This is a genomic window from Microbulbifer mixtoriginis (SeqCode) (genome assembly GCF_052467515.1).
The window spans coordinates 1,858,951-1,879,930 of the sequence record NZ_CP174314.1 but is presented as its reverse complement, the minus strand read 5'-3'; the positions used below and the strand labels follow the sequence as shown (position 1 = coordinate 1,879,930).

The 20,980-nt window shown below is 47.1% G+C and carries 28 protein-coding genes and 1 tRNA gene; 3 read left to right on the top strand and 26 right to left on the bottom strand.

Features of this window, described 5'->3' with window-relative positions:
* The first annotated feature begins 113 nt into the window (after positions 1–113).
* A tRNA-Ser gene (locus tag ACJJIT_RS08120) sits at positions 114–201 on the top strand.
* Between the two features lie 98 nt (positions 202–299).
* Here ACJJIT_RS08120 and ACJJIT_RS08115 read toward each other — a convergent pair.
* The 18 genes from ACJJIT_RS08115 to ACJJIT_RS08030 form a co-directional block, all read right to left on the bottom strand.
* Entirely contained in the window at positions 300–689 is a 390-nt protein-coding gene (locus ACJJIT_RS08115; protein WP_444900603.1) for a LexA family protein, read from the bottom strand.
* An 89-nt stretch (positions 690–778) separates the two neighbouring features.
* Positions 779–1,117, bottom strand: coding sequence for an SOS response-associated peptidase family protein (locus ACJJIT_RS08110; RefSeq protein WP_444900907.1), 339 nt, complete (start codon positions 1,115–1,117; stop codon positions 779–781).
* A gap of 17 nt (positions 1,118–1,134) precedes the next feature.
* Positions 1,135–1,512: a hypothetical protein gene (locus ACJJIT_RS08105; RefSeq protein WP_444900602.1), complete on the bottom strand. Its 378-nt coding sequence runs from the start codon at positions 1,510–1,512 to the stop codon at positions 1,135–1,137.
* 122 nt (positions 1,513–1,634) lie between these two features.
* Positions 1,635–2,081, bottom strand: coding sequence for a hypothetical protein (locus tag ACJJIT_RS08100; protein WP_444900601.1), 447 nt, complete (start codon positions 2,079–2,081; stop codon positions 1,635–1,637).
* On the bottom strand, positions 2,057–2,473 hold the full coding sequence (locus ACJJIT_RS08095; protein ID WP_444900600.1) for a hypothetical protein: 417 nt from the start codon (positions 2,471–2,473) through the stop codon (positions 2,057–2,059). Before ACJJIT_RS08095 ends, ACJJIT_RS08100 begins: the two co-directional genes overlap by 25 nt.
* 475 nt (positions 2,474–2,948) lie before the next feature.
* The gene (locus ACJJIT_RS08090) at positions 2,949–3,392 is read right to left on the bottom strand and encodes a hypothetical protein (RefSeq protein WP_444900599.1); all 444 of its coding nucleotides are present in this window, start codon (positions 3,390–3,392) and stop codon (positions 2,949–2,951) included.
* 176 nt (positions 3,393–3,568) lie between these two features.
* Positions 3,569–3,889: a hypothetical protein gene (locus tag ACJJIT_RS08085; RefSeq protein WP_444900598.1), complete on the bottom strand. Its 321-nt coding sequence runs from the start codon at positions 3,887–3,889 to the stop codon at positions 3,569–3,571.
* 218 nt (positions 3,890–4,107) lie between these two features.
* Positions 4,108–4,440: a hypothetical protein gene (locus tag ACJJIT_RS08080; RefSeq protein WP_444900597.1), complete on the bottom strand. Its 333-nt coding sequence runs from the start codon at positions 4,438–4,440 to the stop codon at positions 4,108–4,110.
* 653 nt (positions 4,441–5,093) lie between these two features.
* The gene (locus ACJJIT_RS08075; protein WP_444884679.1) at positions 5,094–5,429 is read right to left on the bottom strand and encodes a hypothetical protein; all 336 of its coding nucleotides are present in this window, start codon (positions 5,427–5,429) and stop codon (positions 5,094–5,096) included.
* Positions 5,430–5,617: 188 nt separating this feature from the next.
* The gene (locus ACJJIT_RS08070; protein ID WP_444900596.1) at positions 5,618–5,956 is read right to left on the bottom strand and encodes a hypothetical protein; all 339 of its coding nucleotides are present in this window, start codon (positions 5,954–5,956) and stop codon (positions 5,618–5,620) included.
* Positions 5,953–6,192 carry a hypothetical protein gene (locus ACJJIT_RS08065; protein ID WP_444900595.1) on the bottom strand — a complete coding sequence of 80 codons (240 nt, stop codon included), beginning with the start codon at positions 6,190–6,192 and terminating at the stop codon, positions 5,953–5,955. Before ACJJIT_RS08065 ends, ACJJIT_RS08070 begins: the two co-directional genes overlap by 4 nt.
* Positions 6,193–6,202: 10 nt before the next feature.
* Positions 6,203–6,649, bottom strand: a complete 447-nt coding sequence (gene ssb, locus ACJJIT_RS08060) for a single-stranded DNA-binding protein (protein ID WP_444900594.1) — start codon at positions 6,647–6,649, stop codon at positions 6,203–6,205.
* Positions 6,649–6,888, bottom strand: a complete 240-nt coding sequence (locus ACJJIT_RS08055) for a hypothetical protein (RefSeq protein WP_444900593.1) — start codon at positions 6,886–6,888, stop codon at positions 6,649–6,651. The genes ssb and ACJJIT_RS08055 overlap by 1 nt, the downstream gene beginning before the upstream one ends.
* 15 nt (positions 6,889–6,903) lie before the next feature.
* Positions 6,904–7,128: a hypothetical protein gene (locus tag ACJJIT_RS08050; RefSeq protein WP_444900592.1), complete on the bottom strand. Its 225-nt coding sequence runs from the start codon at positions 7,126–7,128 to the stop codon at positions 6,904–6,906.
* 4 nt (positions 7,129–7,132) lie between these two features.
* Positions 7,133–7,609, bottom strand: a complete 477-nt coding sequence (locus tag ACJJIT_RS08045; RefSeq protein WP_444900591.1) for a hypothetical protein — start codon at positions 7,607–7,609, stop codon at positions 7,133–7,135.
* 12 nt (positions 7,610–7,621) lie between these two features.
* Complete coding sequence (locus ACJJIT_RS08040) at positions 7,622–7,972, bottom strand: hypothetical protein (RefSeq protein ID WP_444900590.1); 351 nt, start codon at positions 7,970–7,972, stop codon at positions 7,622–7,624.
* Between the two features lie 152 nt (positions 7,973–8,124).
* Positions 8,125–8,301, bottom strand: coding sequence for a hypothetical protein (locus ACJJIT_RS08035; protein ID WP_252081908.1), 177 nt, complete (start codon positions 8,299–8,301; stop codon positions 8,125–8,127).
* Positions 8,302–8,304: 3 nt separating this feature from the next.
* A complete protein-coding gene (locus tag ACJJIT_RS08030; protein WP_444900589.1) occupies positions 8,305–8,559 on the bottom strand; it encodes a hypothetical protein in 255 nt (84 codons plus the stop codon).
* 118 nt (positions 8,560–8,677) lie between these two features.
* Between ACJJIT_RS08030 and ACJJIT_RS08025 the strand changes: the two genes are divergently transcribed.
* Positions 8,678–8,881 (top strand): hypothetical protein, encoded by a 204-nt coding sequence (locus ACJJIT_RS08025; RefSeq protein ID WP_252081910.1) that lies wholly within the window; start codon positions 8,678–8,680, stop codon positions 8,879–8,881.
* Positions 8,882–8,927: 46 nt separating this feature from the next.
* Here the strand turns inward: ACJJIT_RS08025 and ACJJIT_RS08020 are convergent, their stop codons facing one another.
* From ACJJIT_RS08020 to ACJJIT_RS08010, 3 genes are all read right to left on the bottom strand, one after another.
* Positions 8,928–9,149 carry a helix-turn-helix domain-containing protein gene (locus ACJJIT_RS08020; protein WP_444900588.1) on the bottom strand — a complete coding sequence of 74 codons (222 nt, stop codon included), beginning with the start codon at positions 9,147–9,149 and terminating at the stop codon, positions 8,928–8,930.
* Positions 9,106–9,630 carry an SOS response-associated peptidase family protein gene (locus ACJJIT_RS08015; protein WP_444900906.1) on the bottom strand — a complete coding sequence of 175 codons (525 nt, stop codon included), beginning with the start codon at positions 9,628–9,630 and terminating at the stop codon, positions 9,106–9,108. Before ACJJIT_RS08015 ends, ACJJIT_RS08020 begins: the two co-directional genes overlap by 44 nt.
* 93 nt (positions 9,631–9,723) lie before the next feature.
* Positions 9,724–10,890, bottom strand: a complete 1,167-nt coding sequence (locus ACJJIT_RS08010) for a patatin-like phospholipase family protein (RefSeq protein ID WP_444900587.1) — start codon at positions 10,888–10,890, stop codon at positions 9,724–9,726.
* 542 nt (positions 10,891–11,432) lie between these two features.
* Between ACJJIT_RS08010 and ACJJIT_RS08005 the strand changes: the two genes are divergently transcribed.
* Positions 11,433–11,984, top strand: a complete 552-nt coding sequence (locus ACJJIT_RS08005; RefSeq protein WP_444886374.1) for a hypothetical protein — start codon at positions 11,433–11,435, stop codon at positions 11,982–11,984.
* A gap of 215 nt (positions 11,985–12,199) precedes the next feature.
* On the opposite strand, the gene ACJJIT_RS08000 is transcribed toward ACJJIT_RS08005, so the two are convergent.
* The 5 genes from ACJJIT_RS08000 to ACJJIT_RS07980 all read right to left on the bottom strand — a co-directional run bounded on the left by ACJJIT_RS08000 (position 12,200) and on the right by ACJJIT_RS07980 (position 20,702).
* Positions 12,200–13,138, bottom strand: a complete 939-nt coding sequence (locus tag ACJJIT_RS08000; RefSeq protein ID WP_444900586.1) for a UDP-glucose 4-epimerase family protein — start codon at positions 13,136–13,138, stop codon at positions 12,200–12,202.
* A gap of 1,028 nt (positions 13,139–14,166) precedes the next feature.
* Positions 14,167–14,433, bottom strand: coding sequence for a hypothetical protein (locus ACJJIT_RS07995; RefSeq protein ID WP_444900585.1), 267 nt, complete (start codon positions 14,431–14,433; stop codon positions 14,167–14,169).
* A gap of 129 nt (positions 14,434–14,562) precedes the next feature.
* Positions 14,563–18,252 carry an efflux RND transporter permease subunit gene (locus tag ACJJIT_RS07990; RefSeq protein WP_444900584.1) on the bottom strand — a complete coding sequence of 1,230 codons (3,690 nt, stop codon included), beginning with the start codon at positions 18,250–18,252 and terminating at the stop codon, positions 14,563–14,565.
* A gap of 18 nt (positions 18,253–18,270) precedes the next feature.
* The gene (locus tag ACJJIT_RS07985) at positions 18,271–19,377 is read right to left on the bottom strand and encodes an efflux RND transporter periplasmic adaptor subunit (protein WP_444900583.1); all 1,107 of its coding nucleotides are present in this window, start codon (positions 19,375–19,377) and stop codon (positions 18,271–18,273) included.
* A gap of 2 nt (positions 19,378–19,379) precedes the next feature.
* Positions 19,380–20,702, bottom strand: coding sequence for a TolC family protein (locus ACJJIT_RS07980; protein ID WP_444900582.1), 1,323 nt, complete (start codon positions 20,700–20,702; stop codon positions 19,380–19,382).
* Positions 20,703–20,980: the final 278 nt, after the last annotated feature.

The window sequence follows — 20,980 nt, the reverse complement described above, 5'->3', positions numbered from 1 at the left end:
GAAGAATTGCCCTTGACTGGTCAATAAATCACCTAACCCATTGAACTAATTGAAAAAATTTAAAACGGCACTTGTATGTAGCACGAAGCTATGTATAATGCACAGCACAATTTGGTGGGGTGGCTGAGTGGTCGAAAGCGGCGGTCTTGAAAACCGTTGACTGTAACAGGTCCCAGGGTTCGAATCCCTGCCCCACCGCCATTATTCATACAGAAAGCCCTGATTTTTCAGGGCTTTTTTGTTTCTGCTTTTTGTGGTCCCCCACTTAATTTTTGGAGCGCTTCACTCGACGCCCACCATTAGTCACCCCTGTGATACCTCACTGATGCCTGAACCACCCCCTCCACTATCAATTCTTGTCCCTCCCATATGGGTATTGCTGGATAGTTAGAGTTAGCCGGAAGCAATCTTCCACGACGTCGATCCAATATCTTGAAAGTGAGCTGGCCATCCAGAGCCACAACAACCACATCGCCGTGCACTGGCGCAAGAGACCGATCGACTATGAGAAGGTCACCATCGTGGATGCCAGCATTAATCATAGAGTCACCATTAGCGCGGACCATGTACGTTGCAGCCGGCCTGGTAACTAGATGGTCATCAAGGCTAAGAGCCGCTTCCAGGTGGTCATCTGCTGGAGAGGGAAAGCCGCATGGAACGCCGCCACTAATGAAAGGGATAGATTTCATGAAACACCTAAACACTGTATTTATATACAGCATACGGATGTAGAATGGTGACTACCAAGCGAAATACTTGACCAGTAAGCCTGCTTTAGTCATGCAGCTAAAGAGTGGCGATAAGCTACTGTCTCACGATGCCCCTTCAGAAATTCCTGCCACCCCTCTGCGCTGCCTGATTCCGCGTCAAGCCAAGCTTCCACGTAATCAGCATCAAGGAAAATTGGGCTGCGATCATGTCCTGCTGCTTCAACTTCAGGAGCAGGGTCATCAGTAATCAAGGTGCATGAGAAGTAGCCGACCTCTTTACCCGGAGACGTCCAGTAATCCCATAGAATTGGCGCCCACATTAAGCTCCCCCCCTCTGGTATGAACTGTATCTGGGTTTTCTTACCCTTCCGTTCTACCCATTCGAAGAAGCTGGTGAATGGTAAGATACCATGCCGATGACCTATCAGGGGTCGCCAAGTCTTTGCTCCAGCAACCTATCCAGGCGGGCGTTATAAAGGCTGTATTTGGTTGATAAGTCCCAAGCTGAATTTGATGGGCGGATCGAATATCGTAATGGGCGCAGCCAATTCTTGCTCTCATCGCACACGATACCTGGAGCAAAATATCGAGGGTATGCGCGCTGACCAGGCTCTACCAGCCGGAACTGACTCGCACGGGGCTGCCCCCTCAAGCCCAGCACATGTTTAATCTCTTCCTTACTAGAAGATTTCTCCCACTCTTGATCTAAGCGCAGCTGGTCCCAAGACAACCCGTCATTCTGGAAATTAATTGGTAGCTCCGAGAGCAATCCATTGCTGGGCACAGCAAAGGAGTAACACATGAGAGCCCTCCACACTGCAAAATTCAAGCTGAGTTTGAAAATCCAGCAATAATGATAGCAAGCGTTTAAATCAGCTATTCTTCCAGTAAAGCAAGAATCTGCGTTAACTCATCCGAAGAAAGCTAACGCCGGTAGCAAAGGCGAGCGTTAGCGAGTCCAGCCCGCGCCTTTTGCGGGCGATTTTGCCTACCATTGTTATATTTTTTTGATTTAAATACATAGTACCTGAACACTATTGCTTGAGCAGTTGCAGCTAGACCGAAAATAATACCAGCCTCTATGCTACTAACTACTGAAACAACCAAAGAAACACTTACACCAGCTAATAAATAATATATGAACTTTGGCTGAGACCAATTGCATACCGCCCAATGAAATGGGAGACCGATTACGAGCCAACCGACAACAGATATAGCCAAATATACAGTAGCGAAAAGCCCAAATATGGCAATGAAATCTTGAGGTGGATAAGTAAGGATAGGAATGCCAATTTCATAGAATGAATAAGCAACCACAAAGAGTAAAACCCAACCCACACTGCGAATTATTGCGCCATCCCAATTACCCAAACTATGTGGCTCCTATGCCCGCTGAAATATAACGCCAAGGTTTCGGTGGCTTTTGCCAGTACCCCCTCAGCTGCTGTAGCTGCTGCAGCCAAAGCAGTGGCGCCCTGCCCTGGGTCCGCCAGTGCTGCCCGTACAGATAAGATTGCCACAACCAAAAGCAACAACAGATAAACGCCAGTAAACGATAGAGCTATCAGCCTGCGGGCTATGTTCTGCCCGCTGGTAGACTTGATCCACTGCAACAAGAATTCACGCACCTGTGCGTTGCGCTGGTCGCTATCCTGGGCTTTTTCTTCAGCGGTATAAAACAGCGCATCGCCAGTTTTGATCAGGGCATCAGCACCTTTTTCCAGGGCTTTCTCACTACCCCATAAACGGGACCAAAAGCTCATGCCGCTATCTCCAGAAATAAGGGGCCACCCGATGCCAGGTGATATGGGGGGAGGAAGCACCGGGCGGCGAAAAAGGTTATGGGATTTTATTTCGGTCTGACTCTTCGCGCTGCTCGCGAATAAATTGGTTGTGCTGGTTGCGGGTAATCACTGCATAAACATTTCAAACAAGGCCGAGCACGGCGAGCAGCACCCCCACTACCTGCAGCCAATTAAATGGAACTTGGGTAAGCGCCACCCCTGCCGCAGTTACGGTTGTGCTTCCGGCTCCCTGTCCAGTCATACAGTTTCTCCAGGCAAAAAAAACCGGCCTGGGTGGGCCGGTCCAAGGGGTTGAACAATGCGTGGCATCTGGCAGAGGCAACAATCGCAAAGTGCCTTATTTATACCTCCCAAACGCAAAAGTACCAAAAACGCGTCACCCAAAAATAGTAATGGGTTAGACTTGAGAGCAAAGCTAACTTATATATTGCACTTAGCCGTTAACCCAACAGCCACCATTAACTTTCACTTGTGATTTCAGTGGCAAATTTCTTTGTGTGACCCATCTGTTCCACCAAAGCATAGTATTAATATCATACCAACTATATAAAGCCTGAATTACTCCCGAATAATCAGGGCAACTATCGTATCCACTGCGGTGTTCATCAGCCTCATAATAATTACTACTAGTTGCACTTTCGTATGCAAAATAAGAACAATAACTAACTTCTGGCACGAAGATTGTTCCTTCATCTTTATCTTTGCAATAAATCACCTCGCCGTGTCCAGGTCCAGGTCCAGGCTCACCATCCAGCGAAGCAACTACCACTGGGATATTAATACCCTCATACGGTATTAAAATAACTTCATCTGCTGAAGCTTTGGCGCCAAAGCATAAGATTACGACTATTGCCGCAAAGAGAAATTTAGACTGCATGATACATTCCATTGAAGTGAATACGGGGTATTGGCTTAACAAGCTCGTTAACTTTATATGGAGATTGGTTAAAAAATTTCCCTAAAGAAATAACTAAATTTAAGTTACTATAGCGACAGGTGTCAGATTTAACACCTATCACTATTATCACACCAACCTTATAGTGACAGTTATCACTACTCCGAAATTAATGCATTTAATTCACACAGCTTTGATGATATTCCATTCCAATCAGAATTCTCATCTGCATGGATAGTCACCGAGTTCTTTGCATGCTTTGCTGCTAATGCTGTGCTTACTAAAATTGCAGATCCTACCTTATCTCTGCCTTCGAACCAATAACCCCCAGGGCACTCAGAACTTGGATTATCTAACCTCACCACGACCTCTGAAACATGTGGCCAAGCAATTATATCAGTAATAACTCCTGTGCTAACGTCTGCAAACGCCACCCCACTAATAGAAGACAGCATGAGGATAGAAAGTAATTTTTTCATTATCAAACCCTTAACAGAAAAGTAATAAGCTCTACAACAGTGAGACTCTTTATATCTCACACGACTCCAAATAACTCTTTATCTGATTAGCTAAAACTATATCGAGGTTGGTTAAAAGAGATACCCAAAGGAATAATTGTTAACTATAGTAGTGGGTACCTAACTTGGTACCCACTACTATAAATACACCACTCGCATATCGAGTGGAGGCAAGTCGCTTAGTCGCTCTCTACCACTACATAAGAGATTGGGCAACCTGCTACATTTTCGTCAACTTTCATTACTATTTTTTTCTTGGCCATTTGCGCAGCCAATACCGCAGAATATACGGCATCAGCGCTGGGATTAGTCATATCCAATTTTCCATAAACATCTGCTACTGCACCACAGCCTAAGTTACGCTCATCACCAGTAGTCCCAACATATACAGTATTGCCAACAGTTGCATAAACCCTATCAACTTCAACGTTACTACATACACCCACTGTGCACTCTGCAAACGCCATTCCACTAATAGAAGACAGCATGAGGATAGAAAGTAATTTTTTCATCATATTTCCATATTTTTGGTTGTAATTTTCAATACAAAATCAGCCATATTGACTTAGTCAGCCCTTTAAATCTTGAACAAAGCGTACTGGTCCTGGTAGTTAACATACCCCACTTGCACACCATTTAATCTGACTTCTGCCTCAACCGCATTTACATGTCCATTACCCACCCCACACGATGAGGCCCAATTTTGTAAGCGCATAGTGTGAGACCCACGACGCAAATCGTACGAAAATTGGTAATTTCTTAGGGAGTCAATTGTCAGAATAAATTTCCCATCTACATATAGATCTGCTTTGCAATATCCAAAACCCTTCGCCTTAAATATTGTTTCTACTGTCTCGGGCTCGGGCTCCGGCTCCGGCTCCGGCTCCGGCTCCGGCGAAGCAACTACCACTGGGATATTAATACCCTCATACGGTATTAAAAGAACTTCATCTGCTGAAGCTTTCGCGCTAAAGCATAAGGTTGCGACTATTGCCACAAAAAGATACTTAGAGTACATAATACTTTCCATTGATTGACGAAAAATCCAAGCGCGGACTCTTCATACTTATTTAAGTATTCATATTTATGGGGTATTGAATCCGAGTCTCTTCCATTTCATGTAAAAAGAAGCAGAACAAACACCCCTTAAAGAATATCTATACTCTTAGTCTTTTAGCACGCTTAAATAATGAAGCGTATCGGAATATGTCTGATCTACGCAGGCGCCGTGAGTACGAATACTTACTGTCTTTCCTGAAGCGTGCGCGTACATAATTGCGCTCAGATATTCCTTGGCCATTGGTCTATCCATGCTGAATGAAATGTAATCACCATTTGCACCATGACATGCAGGTGGATTATTGACCCCGCCCTCTGGATAGACATAGACAAGCTTCGTACTATCGACCAGCAAGAATGATTCTATTTTTGCAACAGTAGCACCTGCAAATGAAACCTGAGAAAAAAGAGCGATTGCAGAAACGGCAAGATACTTAAACATTTAATAATCCTTCAAACTTTATAAAATATAGGAAGCGCGTAGTTTATAATCCAACCAAACTATAGCGTCAAATTATTTTGGGAATAAATTTCAATAAAAATTATTATTTTGGGACAAATTACCATCGGCCGGATTGGATTTTGAGCGACTGTAATGCCCCTCATTTATCAACCATATTCCTAAATTTATTATTCTGTTTGGTTGAAGTTATGACTCTCCTCATAAATGATCATGCCCGCGATGTAATTGATCGCCCCTAGCAATTCCCTCACACGGCGCTCACGGGTTGGCAGGCGGCGGGCTTCCTGAATCTTTTTGACCGCCTGAAAAGCCATACCGTCATCGGTCGCCAATAGCCCGCTAATGGTTTGCATAGGCTGGTCTTCGAAGCGCTGCCCATTAGCGTGCCGCTCCTCTCCCTTCCCCCGCGCAGCCTGATCGTATGCCCGCTCTAATACATCGGCTAAGCGCCGATAATTTGGATCATCCAGTTTATAAACCGGATCGCCATCGGGATGCCCTATCATTTCTTTGCCCTCTTCTTTTCGCTGCTCACTTTAATCTGCTGTTTGTTTTGTACTTTTGCCCAGCTGCGCCGGGTTGTGTCCGCAGTGCATGGCGCCACGCGCAGGCACTCACCAGATTGGTCGCGCGGTATCTGCTTAATCACTCCACCGCTGGCCAGAAACTGTGCTATTTTGCTGTCGATATTTTCCTGGGCCTGGCGTAGGGCTTCGGGCTGGGGGAAATGGGTTACTGTCACGCATCACCCCCTAAAACGACACATCGTCATCAAAGGAATTTTCACCCCCAGGCTGATTGGGGGCCTGTTGCAGGGCGGGCTGACCTATTGCGCCCTGGGGAAAGCCACCCTGCTCCCCCTTGCCGTCTAGCATCTGCATGCCACTGGCGACGATCTCGGTGGTGTAGCGGTCCTGGCCGGTTTGCCTGTCCTGCCATTTGCGTCTGCGCAGTGAACCCTCCACATAAACCTTGGCGCCTTTGCGCAAATACTCGCCGGCAACCTCTGCTAAGCGATTAAAGAACACCACACGGTGCCATTCGGTGCGCTCCTGCTCCTGGCCGGTTTGCTTATCCTTCCAGCTCTCACTGGTGGCCAGGCTGATATTGGTTACCGCCCCACCGCTGGGCATGTACTTGGCTTCCGGGTCGTTACCTAGGTTGCCAATCAAAATAACTTTATTGATCCCCCTGGCCATTACTCGCATTCCTCTTGCTTAAGCTCCCCATCGACAATGCGATAGGTGGTTATTTGGTCTGTTACCTTGTCGAAGATTTGCACCCAGCTGGTAAAAAATTCACTCCTGGCTATCTCCTTTGCCATTTCCTCTGCGGCCTCTTTGGTGGGGAGGGACTCTTTAAAATCTTTGGCCCCGCCCATCATTAGGTTGTAGGTGCCGCTAAAGACTGCGAAACGGTTTAAGTACTGCTTTCTCACTAGCTCCTCCCTGAGTTAAAAAAACTGGTATGTTCTGCGCTGAGTCAGCGCGGTGATATTCAATTGCTGGGCCTGGCGGGCGCGGTAGGCTCTGCGATATGTCGCCCGACAGGACTTGCAGCGGCTGGCATGGCCGCAGCGACTTAAAGGGCTGTTATTGCGCGGGAATTCTTCCGGGGCTTTCCACTGGTAGCAGCCAGCGCAAAAGAACTCACCACGCTCATTGGTTTTACGGCTCACTGGCTCACTCCCCCATTCCGTCGATGTTTTGCGTTGCGATAGCCGGCCCAAACAGCAAACCAGGGAGAAATAACCGCCCCTTGTGCAGGCGGGATTGATAGGTGCGCAGACTGATGCGCAGATAGCGGGCGCGTGCCCTTTGTTCGTCCAGGCCTTCGTGCAGCAGTAGCGAACGGGCCTCCACTTTCAGCACCTCGTACAGTTTCGGGCTTTCGCGTTTTATCCCTACCATGGCCCGCTCTACCGGTGCCGCTACCTCATCGCTAATACCCAGGCCACTGTTGCGGTTGCCTCGGCTGGCACTGGCCAGTGCGGTGCGTTGTTTTTGTCTGAGCCTTGAAGCACTGTGCGCGGTGTGAACCTCGATGGAACAGAGCACGCTGCTGCCGTTCACCCCACCCAGGTCCAGGGCCACCGAGCCCCACAAATACAACTTGTCTTCCAGCGCCTCGATTAGGCGTGGGCTGATACGCTCCCCCATGCGCCAGCCCCCTCAGTAGGTCCACAACCAGGGGCGTGGGCGCCCAGGGGCTTCAACGTTGCCGCCGATATGGATAAATCTCTCCAAGGAGGCGCCGCGCTGGTTAGGGCAGATAGCAGTGAAGGGCTGCGGCAGGCCTGCTTGGGCGTGCAAGCAGTTGTAAATGTGCAGCGCCTGCATGAGGTGGTGAGCATCTTTGCCATACACATGCACATCGGCGCCCACGCCCCCAGCATGATCACCGCGCACATAGGGCTTGCCGTTAAGTTCCGCAGATTCACGCTTTGCCACTACTACGGAATGACGGCGACAGCGGAAGCCGCTGGTCACTGGCATGGAGCGGCAATAAACGCGCTCGCGCACCCGGTTTAAATGCGCTAAAAATTCGGGGTTTATATTGCGAGCATCACCCGCACACAGCTCACCCCTGCCCCGCTCTGAGGTGCAGCTATTGCACTTACACTGCAGCTCCTTATCGGTGAAATAATTCCGGCTGGCTGGCGTATGGATATCGATTATTGAGCACCCCCAAAGCGGTAAGAAAATTCGCTGTCTTCCAGTACCTCGGCGATAAAAACTCGAGTAAATCCCTGGTCACGTTTGGCCGGGGCTTGGGTTACCTTGCGTTGCACCACGCAGCGGTTGCTGTCGTTGTCGATCAAGCCCAAGCCATGGGGATTGCTGCGACTCACCTTCTACAGCACATCCACCAGCGGCTTGGTACCGCCCTGCAGGTTGTCTTCATCCAGCTCACCAAAAGAACCGCGGTCAATCTCCAGATACACCTGCGCAAGCGGCTCATTGGGGCGGCGCTGACCACTGCGCACCAGCGCGCTAGTCACTTCCAGGGCCAGTTGTTTTTTCAAAGCACGACGCTTTGCCCAATGCATGCGCAGCAGCTGGTTGTTCGAAGGAGTGGCCAGGGGAATGGTGAATTCAATGGTTCTCATAGTGTTTCCCCTGTTACCACTGGTCGTTAAGCATGTCGGGGATGGAGATATCGCGAGAGGGGCGATTGCCATTTGATCCTCTGCCTGGGGGTGCTGGCTTTCGCCGCAGTTGGTTTTCATGGTTCAGCAACCACTCAAACTGGAATCCGGTCCAACCACGCAAGCAGCTGACAGCAAGGCAGTGGTCAACGCTGTAACCGTGTTGGTTGGCCAGATGGAGCTGTTTCGCGATCTGGTTGATTGCGATTTGGGTGAGCGGTTTGCTGCGGACCTTTTTCCAGTCCTGCAAGACTTCGCTCTCTGGATTGTTTGGCCAAGATGAAAAATCTGATCCCCTATTAATATTTTTAGGTTCTTTTAGATTCCTTTTAGATTTGTGGTCCGTTTTTGGTACTGGTGATTTGGCCAAAATTTAAAGTGAATTGATTGCTGGACCCGTTCGACTTGACGCGGATAATCAGAATTGGTTCTTCCAGCTGCTCCATAGCTGTGATGACAGTTTTCCGATTAAGGCCCGTTGCCTGAGCAATGTAAGCAATCGAGGGATTACATTGCCCGCTTGACTCGTTGTGACAATTCGCAAGCGACAATTGGTGCCCACATCAAATCTTTACCCTTTGGGGTAAACTGGGCCTGAGCTTTCTTACCCTTGTGTTCGACCCACTCAAAGAAACTCGTGAATGGTAATATCCCATGCTGGTAGCCAATCAGGGGTCTCCAGGTTTTTGCTTCAAGCAATCTATCTAGCCGAGCGTTATATAGACTGTATTTTGCTGCTAGATCCCAAGCCAAGTTGGATAGGCGTATCGAGTAACGTAGCGGGCGCAACCAATTCTTACCTCCATCACATACTATACCCGGAGCAAAATAGCGGGGGTATACTCTTTCGCCTGACCCTGTAAGGCGGAATTGACTGACACGAGGCAGCCCCTTTAAACCGAGAGCATTGCGAACCTCTGCTTTAGTAGAGTAGCTTTCCCACTTCTGGTTGAACCGGAATTGATTCCAGGCATTCACATCCGCTCTAAACCCTACAGGTAGTGATGACAGCGTCTTGTCACTAGGGACCATCAAGGAGTAGCACATGGAAATTCACCGTAAAGTGTGGCCTGAACCACACTCATTAGATGGTTAAAAGAAGAAGGAGAATTTAAGAGGAACGTATCACCTGCCCTCGCCCTTCAGATAATCCACTATTTTATCAATCTCCTCTTCATTTTCGTCAATAAGCCTATCTGAAAGAATCTTAAGCTTGTCAATTGACTTGTAATCAAAAGGACCCACAAAGGGGTCAATAAGCTCAACATTAAGATAATCATATTTCACCCGCGAGGGTGCCAAAGACTCGGCAATTTCCAGAGAAAATATCTGCTGATAATCCATTGATCGTGTCATGCTAAATATTGCATCATGGAACCAGCGTAATTTACCCCAACTCTTTAGACTTCTATAATCAAAACCCATAGTATGAACAGGGTGTATTCCAGAACCAAGAATCAGCAAGTAGTAGTTTTTTCCTGGAAAATTTTTTATTACATCATGCAAGATGACGTTAGCCGGATCATTAGCCGTGATTGCTGCATCTGCAAAGTAACGATGGGTAATCTTCTTGTCTGGCCCCACAAAATCAACAGGGGTAAAAAAAGCCTCTGCACTCGATGCAGCAGCAACAAGCTGATAAAGCGTATTAGTAGGCAAATCTAAAGCTTTTATCCCTCTATTCTTAAATAGATGCAACCTTCCATTATGTACATCCAGCGACGGGATAATCACATAGTTATTTAAGCTGGTGAAATTCATCGCCGGAGAATAATTTCTCTCCAAGACTTCTGAAAGATGGGTACCCATAAATTGCGGCGAGAGGTATCCATTTAAAGTCAAGGCATTATGATACCAGGGCACTGAAAACAAAAACTCACTTTCTTTTTCATATACCTTTATTAACCTTTCACTTCTTGAGGAAATATTGTCATGATCAAAATCAAGCCGACCCAATTGAGAAAGGGGAATATTCAAGCTGGTGGCAATAATCGCACCTGTTGAAACTCCACTAAAGACGTCGAACACTTCCTCTACAGGCTTTCCCAATTGTTTCTCAATATGCTGTATCACATAGAGAGGAATAAGCCCCCTGACACCACCCCCTTCAATGATCAGAATATTAATTGTTTCCTTTTTCTCTAACGCCTCATTGCTTTTTATGAACTCCTCTGTAATTGGCTGGGAATCAAACTTGATACCGCGAACAAAAACATAATTGTAAGAAAAAACCAGCAAACCTAGAGCCACTACTAACAAAAATAAAATGACTACAGAATGCTTGATTTTCATTTCAGCACCTCTACCCTACATACAAAGTATAAGCACAAACCTTAAGTTTGACTCCACCATCATAAGCTAGCTGCAAATTCTATTTAGAGAGACTTGTGTCTTATCAAAAATAACATACCACAAACAAATTCCCCCAAGTAAAGTATTAAACCTATATAAAATTTCACTCCCCAAGACACTTATCCGAATAGACATAAAAAGAGCTAGATAATCCTTTTTTTTCGAAAAATATGAGAACGAATTACTAGTGGCTTTCCTTCCCTTTAGGCAAATACAGATATTGACTACTCATGCCCTACTGCCATTATCCTATTCATAGCCTTACAATTATCCTTAACGAACGTTACGCCTAGCCTCTCGAAGCTTGCTCACACTATATGCTCTAACAGACTTAACTGATTCATTAGCAGCCTGGTCTTTCAAATCTTATGCAAAACTTTATCGCTGGCATTTGTCAAAAAAAATGCATCAATCCCTACAATTAGCGTCAAATGTGAGATACTCCCCCCATAAAAGAACCCTAATAAACTGGGAAAAGACCTATGACTAAGTTCACCACCTACCTGTCAGCTGTCTTACTAGCTGGATGTAGCGCCACCACAAGCATCACACAAAAAAGTGCTAGTGAAGTTCGTCAGGCGGTAACGATACATAATAGTTCCGAAAATAACGCAACTGAATATAGCGGCCCTCCAATGCAGGCAACCACCGATGGCTCGGATCACAACCTGTATTACTATATGCTACGTGCTCTTGCCCCCAAGAATGGCGGAAGCCCCCAATACCAACTGCGTATTGATATCACATACCGGGAAAACTGGCGTAACTATGACACAGCCACATTTAGTGGTGGAAACGAGGTTGAGCTATCCCAACTCGATCGAAAAGTCCTCAACTGTGCATCAGCATTTAAATGCATGCTTGAAGAAACTCTGGAAGTCACATTGAGTGAAAATCAGATCACCAATGCTCTCAAGAAGCGAGAAAGCCTTAGAGTGAAGCTTTATGCAAAGTCAGGTCATCGCTCGGTTATCGAAGTGCCCAGCTCTTATCTGATGGGTTTTTACTCCAGTATTGTCAATAGGCGGGGCTAAAAACTGGAAGGCCATCACAATTACTTATTGTGTGACCTTTAAATTGTGGGATCTCTGAGTAGCTCCGGAATACCTATACAGACTTCAGCGCCTGGCTTGCTTAACGAGGCAAAGTCTTCATACCAGGTTTGTGAATAGTTTGAACACTCCCAAAAAATAGAGCCGAAAGCCTGGCGGGATCATTCAGATACTCCCAGGCTTCTATAATCTATAAACTAAGATTTCTGCAGGCTTTCAGCAGTCTTAGCAAGCCCCTCTTCTACCGATACCGGTGGCTGCCAATCAAGCAGGTTCATAGTTTTTCCAATATCCACTTGCAAAGAACCACATAGACGATCGGCAACAGCCCTTTTCCCCAGTAGGGAGAGAGTAAAGATCAGAACAGATGCTGGCACAGGTATCAATAGAGCCCGGTATCTTAGGCTCCTTGAAAGCCGCCGCAATAAATCCGTGATAGACATATCAAGACCATCAGATACAAGGAAGACTTGATTTCTTGCGTTCGGGTGTTCAATACAAACTGTGATCAAGTCGATCAAGTTATAGACAGAAACCAGGCTGCGCCGATTGTTAATTGAACCTAACGGCAGTGGAATACCTTTCTGCAGCCAACGCATCATGGATTGAAAGTTAGCTTTTACTCCAGGTCCATAGACTAGTGGTGGGCGAATAACAACCACTTCCAGGCCAGTTTCCTCTGCCAGAGCGAGCAAGGCATCCTCAGCTTCTTTTTTTGAAATCCCATAGGAGTCTACAGGATTTGAGGGCTCCTCTGCGGTAAATGGGCCTCTGCCAGTAGTGGATTCCCCATTCACCTTAATAGAGCTTAAGAAAATAAACCTTTTTACTCCTGAAGATGCAGCTTGGCGGGCCAGTTGTAAGGTACCTTCCAAGTTCACTTTGCGAAACTCTGCCAAGGGGTCGACAGCACTTTCTTGCATCACATGAACTCTCGCGGCAGTATGGATCACCACATCAATGTTGTTCAGTGTGGTACCCCAGTCAGTTTCCGCATCTATGCGAGGTACATAAAGCCCCCCTTCTACCTCATGGCGATACACGGGCAGTACCTTAACCCTTTTAGATCGCAGGGCTGATAAAAGAGCACTTCCAATAAAGCCACTGGCACCGGTCAACAATACTCGCGCTTCCACAAGCCCCGCCCATATCAATTAATTTCATCAGGAAGTAGTTTACAGATGGGGAAGCATTGAGTCACTGGTGGAAGGGTTGACGATAAAGAGCTCTTAGCGGGCAGCCTGAAAATAAAAGTATCTTGACTAAGAAATGATTAGACAACTCAAAAGTAATCAGCAGAGGGGTTCGAATACTCTCTTATCTATTATTCGAGCTTTAGTTTTGATCTCTAAGGCTGCAAAACCGAAGCTGAGCTTTGCCAGCATTTTTCACTCTGGCTCTGACATTCTCTAGAGCCCGCGCATGGGGTTCTGTAGTTTCTGCGGTTCCCCATTTAATCTCCCACTTTTCTCGGGCTGCCAAGCAAGCCTTGGCTTGCCGATAATGCCAGCGAGCCTCAGCACAGGGGTTAAGATCTCTGGGAACCTTACGGTCACAGATGCGATGGTATCTTTTGCGGGCCAAATTTGCTTTAAAGTCTTTATCTATTACCGCATCAAAGTGGCGAATAGGCGAAGCTATAATCCTTTGCGATGTCGCGCCCCCTTTAGCAATGGCCCTAGAAGGGATAGCCCAGCGTAACGTGGTTAACGCGGGCTGATCTGAGAAAAAACCAATGGGTGAAACGGCTAACAGTTTCCTCTTAGACAAACATATTACTGGAACCGGGCTAGTGCCACCCAAAGGAAGCTTCTTTAGATAGTAACTAGTCGTTAACCTATTAGGCGTTGGCCATGTCGTTAACCTATGAGACGTTGACCATTTAGAGGCACTAAAACCATTTAAAGGGGCGGTATCAAACCCCATAGTGACGGCTGAGAATGTGGAAATGACAACTATCAATAGACCGCTTAAACCAATTAGTGACTCTCCAATCCGTTTATTACCATTTGTAGGCATAAGCAGATCCTAATAAATTTAGATGCCCGGACAGTCCGAAGCGAGAGACTTAAACTGTAAACAAACTAAAACGCTAGTCTAGTGTCGCGAAGCTTAAGCCCCAACTACGCTCTTTCGGAGAAATCAAACTTGCCTACGTCAAGACTTAAAGGTGTTTTTGTAGTTCTTTTTGATTTAGCACTGGGGTAATCCAAATTTCCGCACCCAGAGCTGAAAAAAACTTTTCGTTATAAGCCATCAGATGATCCTGCCGCTTCTCCTCAAGAATAAAAATAGCCGCGCGCTTACCTTCCTCTAAAAAGAAATAGGAGGATTCAGGCTCAGCCGAAGCGATAAAATCATTGAAGGCTCTCGGCATGGACTTGTCTGCAATAGCATTATTGCCACTTTTAACGGGGATCAGGATTTTCATTAACAGGCGCATCGGGCTTCCTCTGTTGGGGAATTAAGGTTTAGGCTCCAACCATAGTCAATACCAAACCAATTAAGCGATATGAGGTGACTAATCCCGCTGAAGGACACTGGTGGCTAAGTAGAGTTCTTATGCTTCTACCATGTTTCTACTGCCGTCTTCCGCGCCTGAATCCCTCTCGTGCCAGTGAATCCACTTTAAATCCACCACCATCAGGGTATAAAGCACCGGCACCAGTAGCAAAGTACCGCAGGTTGCCAATATCAAGCCTCCTATCTGGGCAAAACATAAAGGCTGCCAAAGAGGACCACCATGGAAAGCGAGAGGCACCAGGGCACAGGTAGTAGCCGCTATTGTGATCAGGATTGGCCTTAGTCGTAGGATCCCCGCGTCCAACAATGCCTCTCTGAAAGGGTCGCCTGCGGCATGACGCACTTCTATAAAATCAAACAAGACAATAATATGGCTGACAATTACCCCTACCAAGCTTACTATCCCCAGAAAAGCCATAAACCCGAATGCCTGGCCAGTGATATAAAGCGCTGCAAGGGCACCCACCATACCCAGTGGTACGGTGGCAAATACCACCAAGGGTTTCAATAAGTTACTAAACTGGAAAACCAGAGCCAAAAAAATAGCCCCTGAGGAAACACCAAGTATCATGAGTAGCTGTGCAAACCCATGTGTTGAGTTAGCCGCATCTCCAGAAGCTTGTATTTGGTAACCACTGGGCAGCGTCTTTTGCAAGGCATCTAACTCATCTTTCACATCTCCCATAATATCTGAGGCAATAAATCCAGCATAAGGGTATGCAAAAACGGAAATCGTGCGAAATTTTTCCAAACGACGAATTCGCTCAGTTCTAAAGTCAATTCTTGTTGTAGCCACCTGCTCTAGGGGAACTCTTACTTCCGTATCTGATGAAAACACATAAAGGTTGTTAATATCCTGCAATTGCCCACGCTGATCCAGTCGGAGGCGAACAACAATTGGTATTTCTTTGTCTCCCTCCCGTAATGTGGACACCTCATTACCATTAATTGCCGTTGATGAAGCCTGGGCAATATCGGCATTCGTGACTCTAGACATCGCTGCCCGGTCTTCAAGAACATTCATATAAAGCACAAGACTCCTCTCTCCCCAGTTCTGGCGAACCGTACGAGCATATGCCGATTTCTGTACAATATTTTTCACTTTCTCGGCAATATCTCGCAAGATGATAATATCCTTACGCTCTTCCTCAGAACCGGTTGTCACACGCCCTGAAACCCTTATTTCAAAGGGATAATCTACCGGAGTAGTTTGCAATTGGCGCACATCCAGATCGGCTCCTGGGATATTCTTACTGAGGGCTTCCTGAATAATCGGGACCAACTTTGGAGTCAAATTTTTATCATTGATACGGATAATAATTTGACCATAATTAGCCTGCTGTGGCCGAGGGTTCACTGTATACCAAAAACGCGGTGCGCCTCCACCAACGGTAGTACTCAGCGCTTGTAGAATTGGCTCATCAGAATTTCCACCATTTTCTTTTTGATACTTTTCTATTGTTTGTCTAATCACCTGCTCCGCTTGTTTGGCAACACTATCTGTTTCATCAATGCTTGCATCATTCTGCAACCAGACATCCACATAGGACAAATATTGAATATCATCTGGAAAAAAAGCATTCTTTAACTGCGTTTTCAATACCACTCCTACTACCAGAATAAGTAAAAATGCCAGTAGCACAAGTTTCCTGTGATCTATTGCCCAGCTGGCGGTTCGATAGTACACACCTGTAAGCCCATATTTCCGCCGCTCCTCCAGTGTTGGCTCTGTACGCTTTGGTGGGCGCAAGAGAAGATTTCCTATGAAAGGCAGAAAAGTCATAGATACTATACGGGAGGCGATCAATGCACAGGCCATAACAATTGGTAAACTATGCAAAAAATCACCTTGATTACCGGTTAGCAGTAAAAAAGGTAAATACGCAACCACATTGGTGAGCGTCGCAAAAAAAATGGCTTTCGCAAGTAGGGTTGGCCCAAGCCAGGCAGCAATAAACGATGGTTTACCCGCGGCCATCTGCCGCTTGATCGCATCCCCGGCAACAACAGGATCATCCACTAAAAGCCCAAGGGCAATAATCAAGGCTGCAATAGAGACTTGCTGAATATCCACCCCCATAAACTGGATAAAGCCGAAAGTCATTGCCAAAGTAATCGGGATTGAGATCATCAGTAGGACAGCGGAACGCCAATCAGAAAACCCGATAAAAGCAACAATAACCACAAGGATAATGGCTTCAACCAACGCTTCAATAAAAAGCCCCACACTTTCCTTTACTTGTCTGGGCTGATCAGATACTTTTTCAATAATTAAATCTGGCGGCAAGTCGGCCCTAACCTTATCCAACAGCTTAGTGAGTGCCTTACCCAACTCGCCGATTTGCTCACCATCACGCATCTGTACCGATAAGTTGACACTGCGATGCCGTTGCCATGTTCCATCGTGTTTAGACTGGCTAACATAGTAATTTAATAGTTCTGGCGGCGACTCATACCCCATTGAAACATCCAGTACACCCCGTAAGTACACCGGTGTACCATCATCACTTAAAGTGATCGGTACGTCCCCAATTTCTTCATAATTGCTAAAGTCCCCACTGGGGAATATTGCGACATCCATATCTTCAACGGTCAGATTGCCGCCAGGAATGGTTGTATTGCGAGCATTGAGTATTGGGCCAATCATATCCGGGCGCAGGCCGTAAGAAGCAAGCCGCTCCTGGGAATAAACCAAATCAACTTGCTGTTGCAGCACCCCGGAACGCAGCACCCGTTTCACCTGAGGCATAGTATAAATATTCGAAGCAATCAGATCAGAGAAATCGTCCAGCTGCCGATAGCTATATTTTGCCCCGGCTACTTGGGTAAGACGTTCACGAGTTTTAGCAAGATCTCGCACAATAAATGGATCCCAGGCATCGGGAAAGAATCTCTGTGCACTGAGTCGTTCATTCAAAAAACGATATCCCGCGCGCATCAACTCTTCATCGCTTTTATCAGAAGTAAAATCTACGCCGATATAACCGGGGCCCGACAGAATTTTAAATGCAGTGCCATAACCTTGCTTCTCCATCCACCGGGACAAGACCTTGAAGGCAGCCAAGCTATTCACCCCATGCACTGAAAGCGGCAGGGCCACCATAATACTGACCCTCTGCTCTACTCCCTGGTTTTTATACTTGGCGCGAACCTCCGATAATGCTTCTCGAATGTTTTCTGCTCGGAGGCTAATTTCAGTAGTTCCAGCCCTTGGGCTGGCCACTGCCAAAAGCACGGCAGCCGTATCCCCAAATTCATCATTGAATTGAGTAGCCTGTGTCCCTGAAGGCAGTTGACTCTGCGCGTCAATAAGTTTCAGGTTTATATCATTAAATGCCTTGGTGACATCGGTGTGAGGGGCAAGCTGAGTTTGTACTACGGACACACCGTTAAGGGTCAGTGATTTTATTGCAAAGGACCGCGCATCGGGCTGGTATAGATATTCACTCTGGGCGATGGCATCTTCAATTCGTCGTGTTACCAGCTCCTCAACTTTGATAGCACTTTGCCCTGGCCATTTAGTTGTTGCTGTGGCTATACGAACAGGAATATCTGGGTCCTTACTTTTGGGCATCGCGATATAAGAGATAAGTCCCCAAAACATAACCCCAACCAGTAGCGCCCATGAAATGGAGGAGTTATCGACAAAAAAGCGAGCGGTATTAAAACGGTGCTCACTTTCAGCTTCCAGGATTTCTTCTCTGGTTTTTTCGTCTTTAACCGCCATTGATATTCCCTTGAGGCACTAGGGCACTATCCTTACCGCCTGACCATCCTGTAATTGTGACGCACCATTAGACACAACCCGCTCCCCCTCCTTGAGGCCGTGTAAAACAACAATGTTGTTACCCACTACCGGCCCTGGAACCACTCTGCGCAGCTTTGCCTGTAAAACATTGTTGTCAATTTCCAATACAAAAACGGCAAAGCCTTCCGATTCATTTGACTGCGGGACCAAACATGAAAGGGGCACCACAACCCGGTTTGGCTGAGGCTGCATTTTGTCCAGTAAAAGACTCATAATCATGCCCGGTTTTAATATTGCATTGGGGTTAGGCACGGTTACGGTAACGGCAAAAACTCTGGTGCGTTCCTCTGCTTTCGGGGAAACTTCTGTGACCTGGCCAGTAAAAGTCTTGCCTGGTTGGGACTCTGTCATCATAGAGATAACACTACCCAGTTTGGCAAAGCTCAACACCACATCGGGCACATTAAAAACCACTTTGACACGAGAGATATCGGCAACCACAAAACCAACGGCATCCCTTTGCACCAGAGTGCCGACCTCTATATTGCGTTGAAGAATAATTCCGGTAAGGGGTGAACGTAATACCGTGTCATTGAGATTCTCTTTAGCGTTATCCAAGCGCGCCTTAGAACCTACAACAGAGGCCTGAGAGATCTCATACTCCTCCCGGGCGGCGTCGTAATCCGGTGCCGTGATACTTGCGGTGGCAAAAAGAGCCGAAGCTCTTTTGTAATCCAGGTCCGCCTTCCTCCGTGCAGCCTCTGCTTTACTAACATTCGCTGCCGCTTCAATCACCTTATCTCTGTATTGCTCGTCGTTGACGATAGCCAGTGGCTCTCCCTGAATCACACGGTCCCCGCCCTGCAATATTCTTATTTTTCCAAGAGCCCGGCGAGTTGGAATTTCATCGATATATCCCTCTGTTCGAAATGCTACATCTACTTGGGTATAGGGATGGACCACAGCAGAGTATGGATAACCCTCAATACCACTTTCTGTACGAGCCACTGTAGCTTGCACAGGCACCGGACTTTTCCCCGGCGGCTCACTTTGGCAGGCTGACAGTAAGAGCAGAAACATCAGTAAAAGGAGTAAACGCAACATCGTTACACCTCCCCCACCGCTCTTTCGTATTCGGCTAGCGCCCCCCAAACAGAAAGTACCGCTTTGTTGTAGTCGCTGTTGGCGCGATCGAGCTGGGTTTCCGTTTCCAGTACGTTGGTTAATAGCGTCGTTTGCTCACGATAGCGATTGATCATTACCCGTAACTTTTCCCGATATGCCGCTTGTAGTTCTCGCGCTACGGCTACCGATTCCTGCGCAGTCCGCAACTTGCGCAAGCTATCACGCACCTCTATTTCAATTTGGCTGCGAACCTCCCCCATTTTGACTTCAGCCCCAGCAATTTTACTCGCGCGGCTGGCCAGCTCATCCCGCTTGCGCCCCCAGTCAAAAATCTCCCAGCGTAAATCTAAAGCAACGATTGCCTCGGCATCGGGCACAAGGCTTACGTTAAAGAGCTTGAGATAGCTGAAGTGAAAGTCTATATCGGGAATATATTCAGATTTCTTAACATCGTAGCTGTATTCAGCCTTCTCAATGGCCAACAGTGATTCAATAAAATCAGGGCGTTGATCAAAGGCCAACACTAGGGATGCATCGGTGTCATACACGACTTGATGAGGTACAGGGAGGTGCTCGACGCTAAATGGCGTTTCTACATCGCGCCCTAATAGCGCATTGAGTCGCTCCTTGGCCGTAATCATCTCATCAATCCTGCGCTGGCGCTCCAGTTGGCGCTGGGCCAAGCGGGCACGTACATCCAGCAACTCGTATTCCAGAGCCACCTGTTGGTCGACATAATTGCGCACCAGGTCACTCAGGGAACTCAAGAACAAAATAGATTCATCAATTGCCTGGAGGTCACCGATAATCCTGCCCACCTCGAAATACTGCAGCTTTACCAAAAAAGCGACATCCTGCTGCGTCCAACGCACTTTTTGTACCGCCATCGCCGTGGTGACATAGCCCTCGCAGATTTCCAAGGCAATAGTGTAGAGACGGGTAAGAGGCTGGCGCGCACTGAAGGAGACAATCTCAGTAGTTCCCTGCTCGGTGGTGATCTCCACATTGTTTGGTGGGATTGGTCCTATTTCAGAATCGGGAACAAGGCTACCCTCAGGGAAGGTATAGCTCTGGGTGGTGAGGTTGTGATTGATGGCGGCATTCAGTTCCAATCGCGGGTAACGGCGTGTCTTTAGCGCCTCAACCATATCACCCGCCTCATCGACTTCTAGAGCCGCGCCCTGCACCCGCAGGTTGGTACGAATGGCCGTTTGTACTGCATCATTGAGCGGAAGCACAGGCTCAGGGGCAGAGCTCCAGGCAGCGCCGATAAAGATCCATATTGCGAACCCGCCCTTGAACAACGATCACCCCTTCTTGGCAGCAGCACACACCCGCACAATATGCAATTATTCCAGTAAGTATATGTGCTTCATGCTCACCGCTTAGTCAGCACGCCTATCCCCACGCCAACCAGTGTACTCCCCCTACATATTTCTTTTTTTTATATCTGCCTGAGCCATTTCCCCGCCAATAAATCCTTTATAGGTGCTAGCGCCCGATAAAATCCGGGTGCGTCAAAATGAAGTTTCACCTGCCCTTTTCCATTGGCTAGGCTAATAACTGGCGGCGATCAAAACCG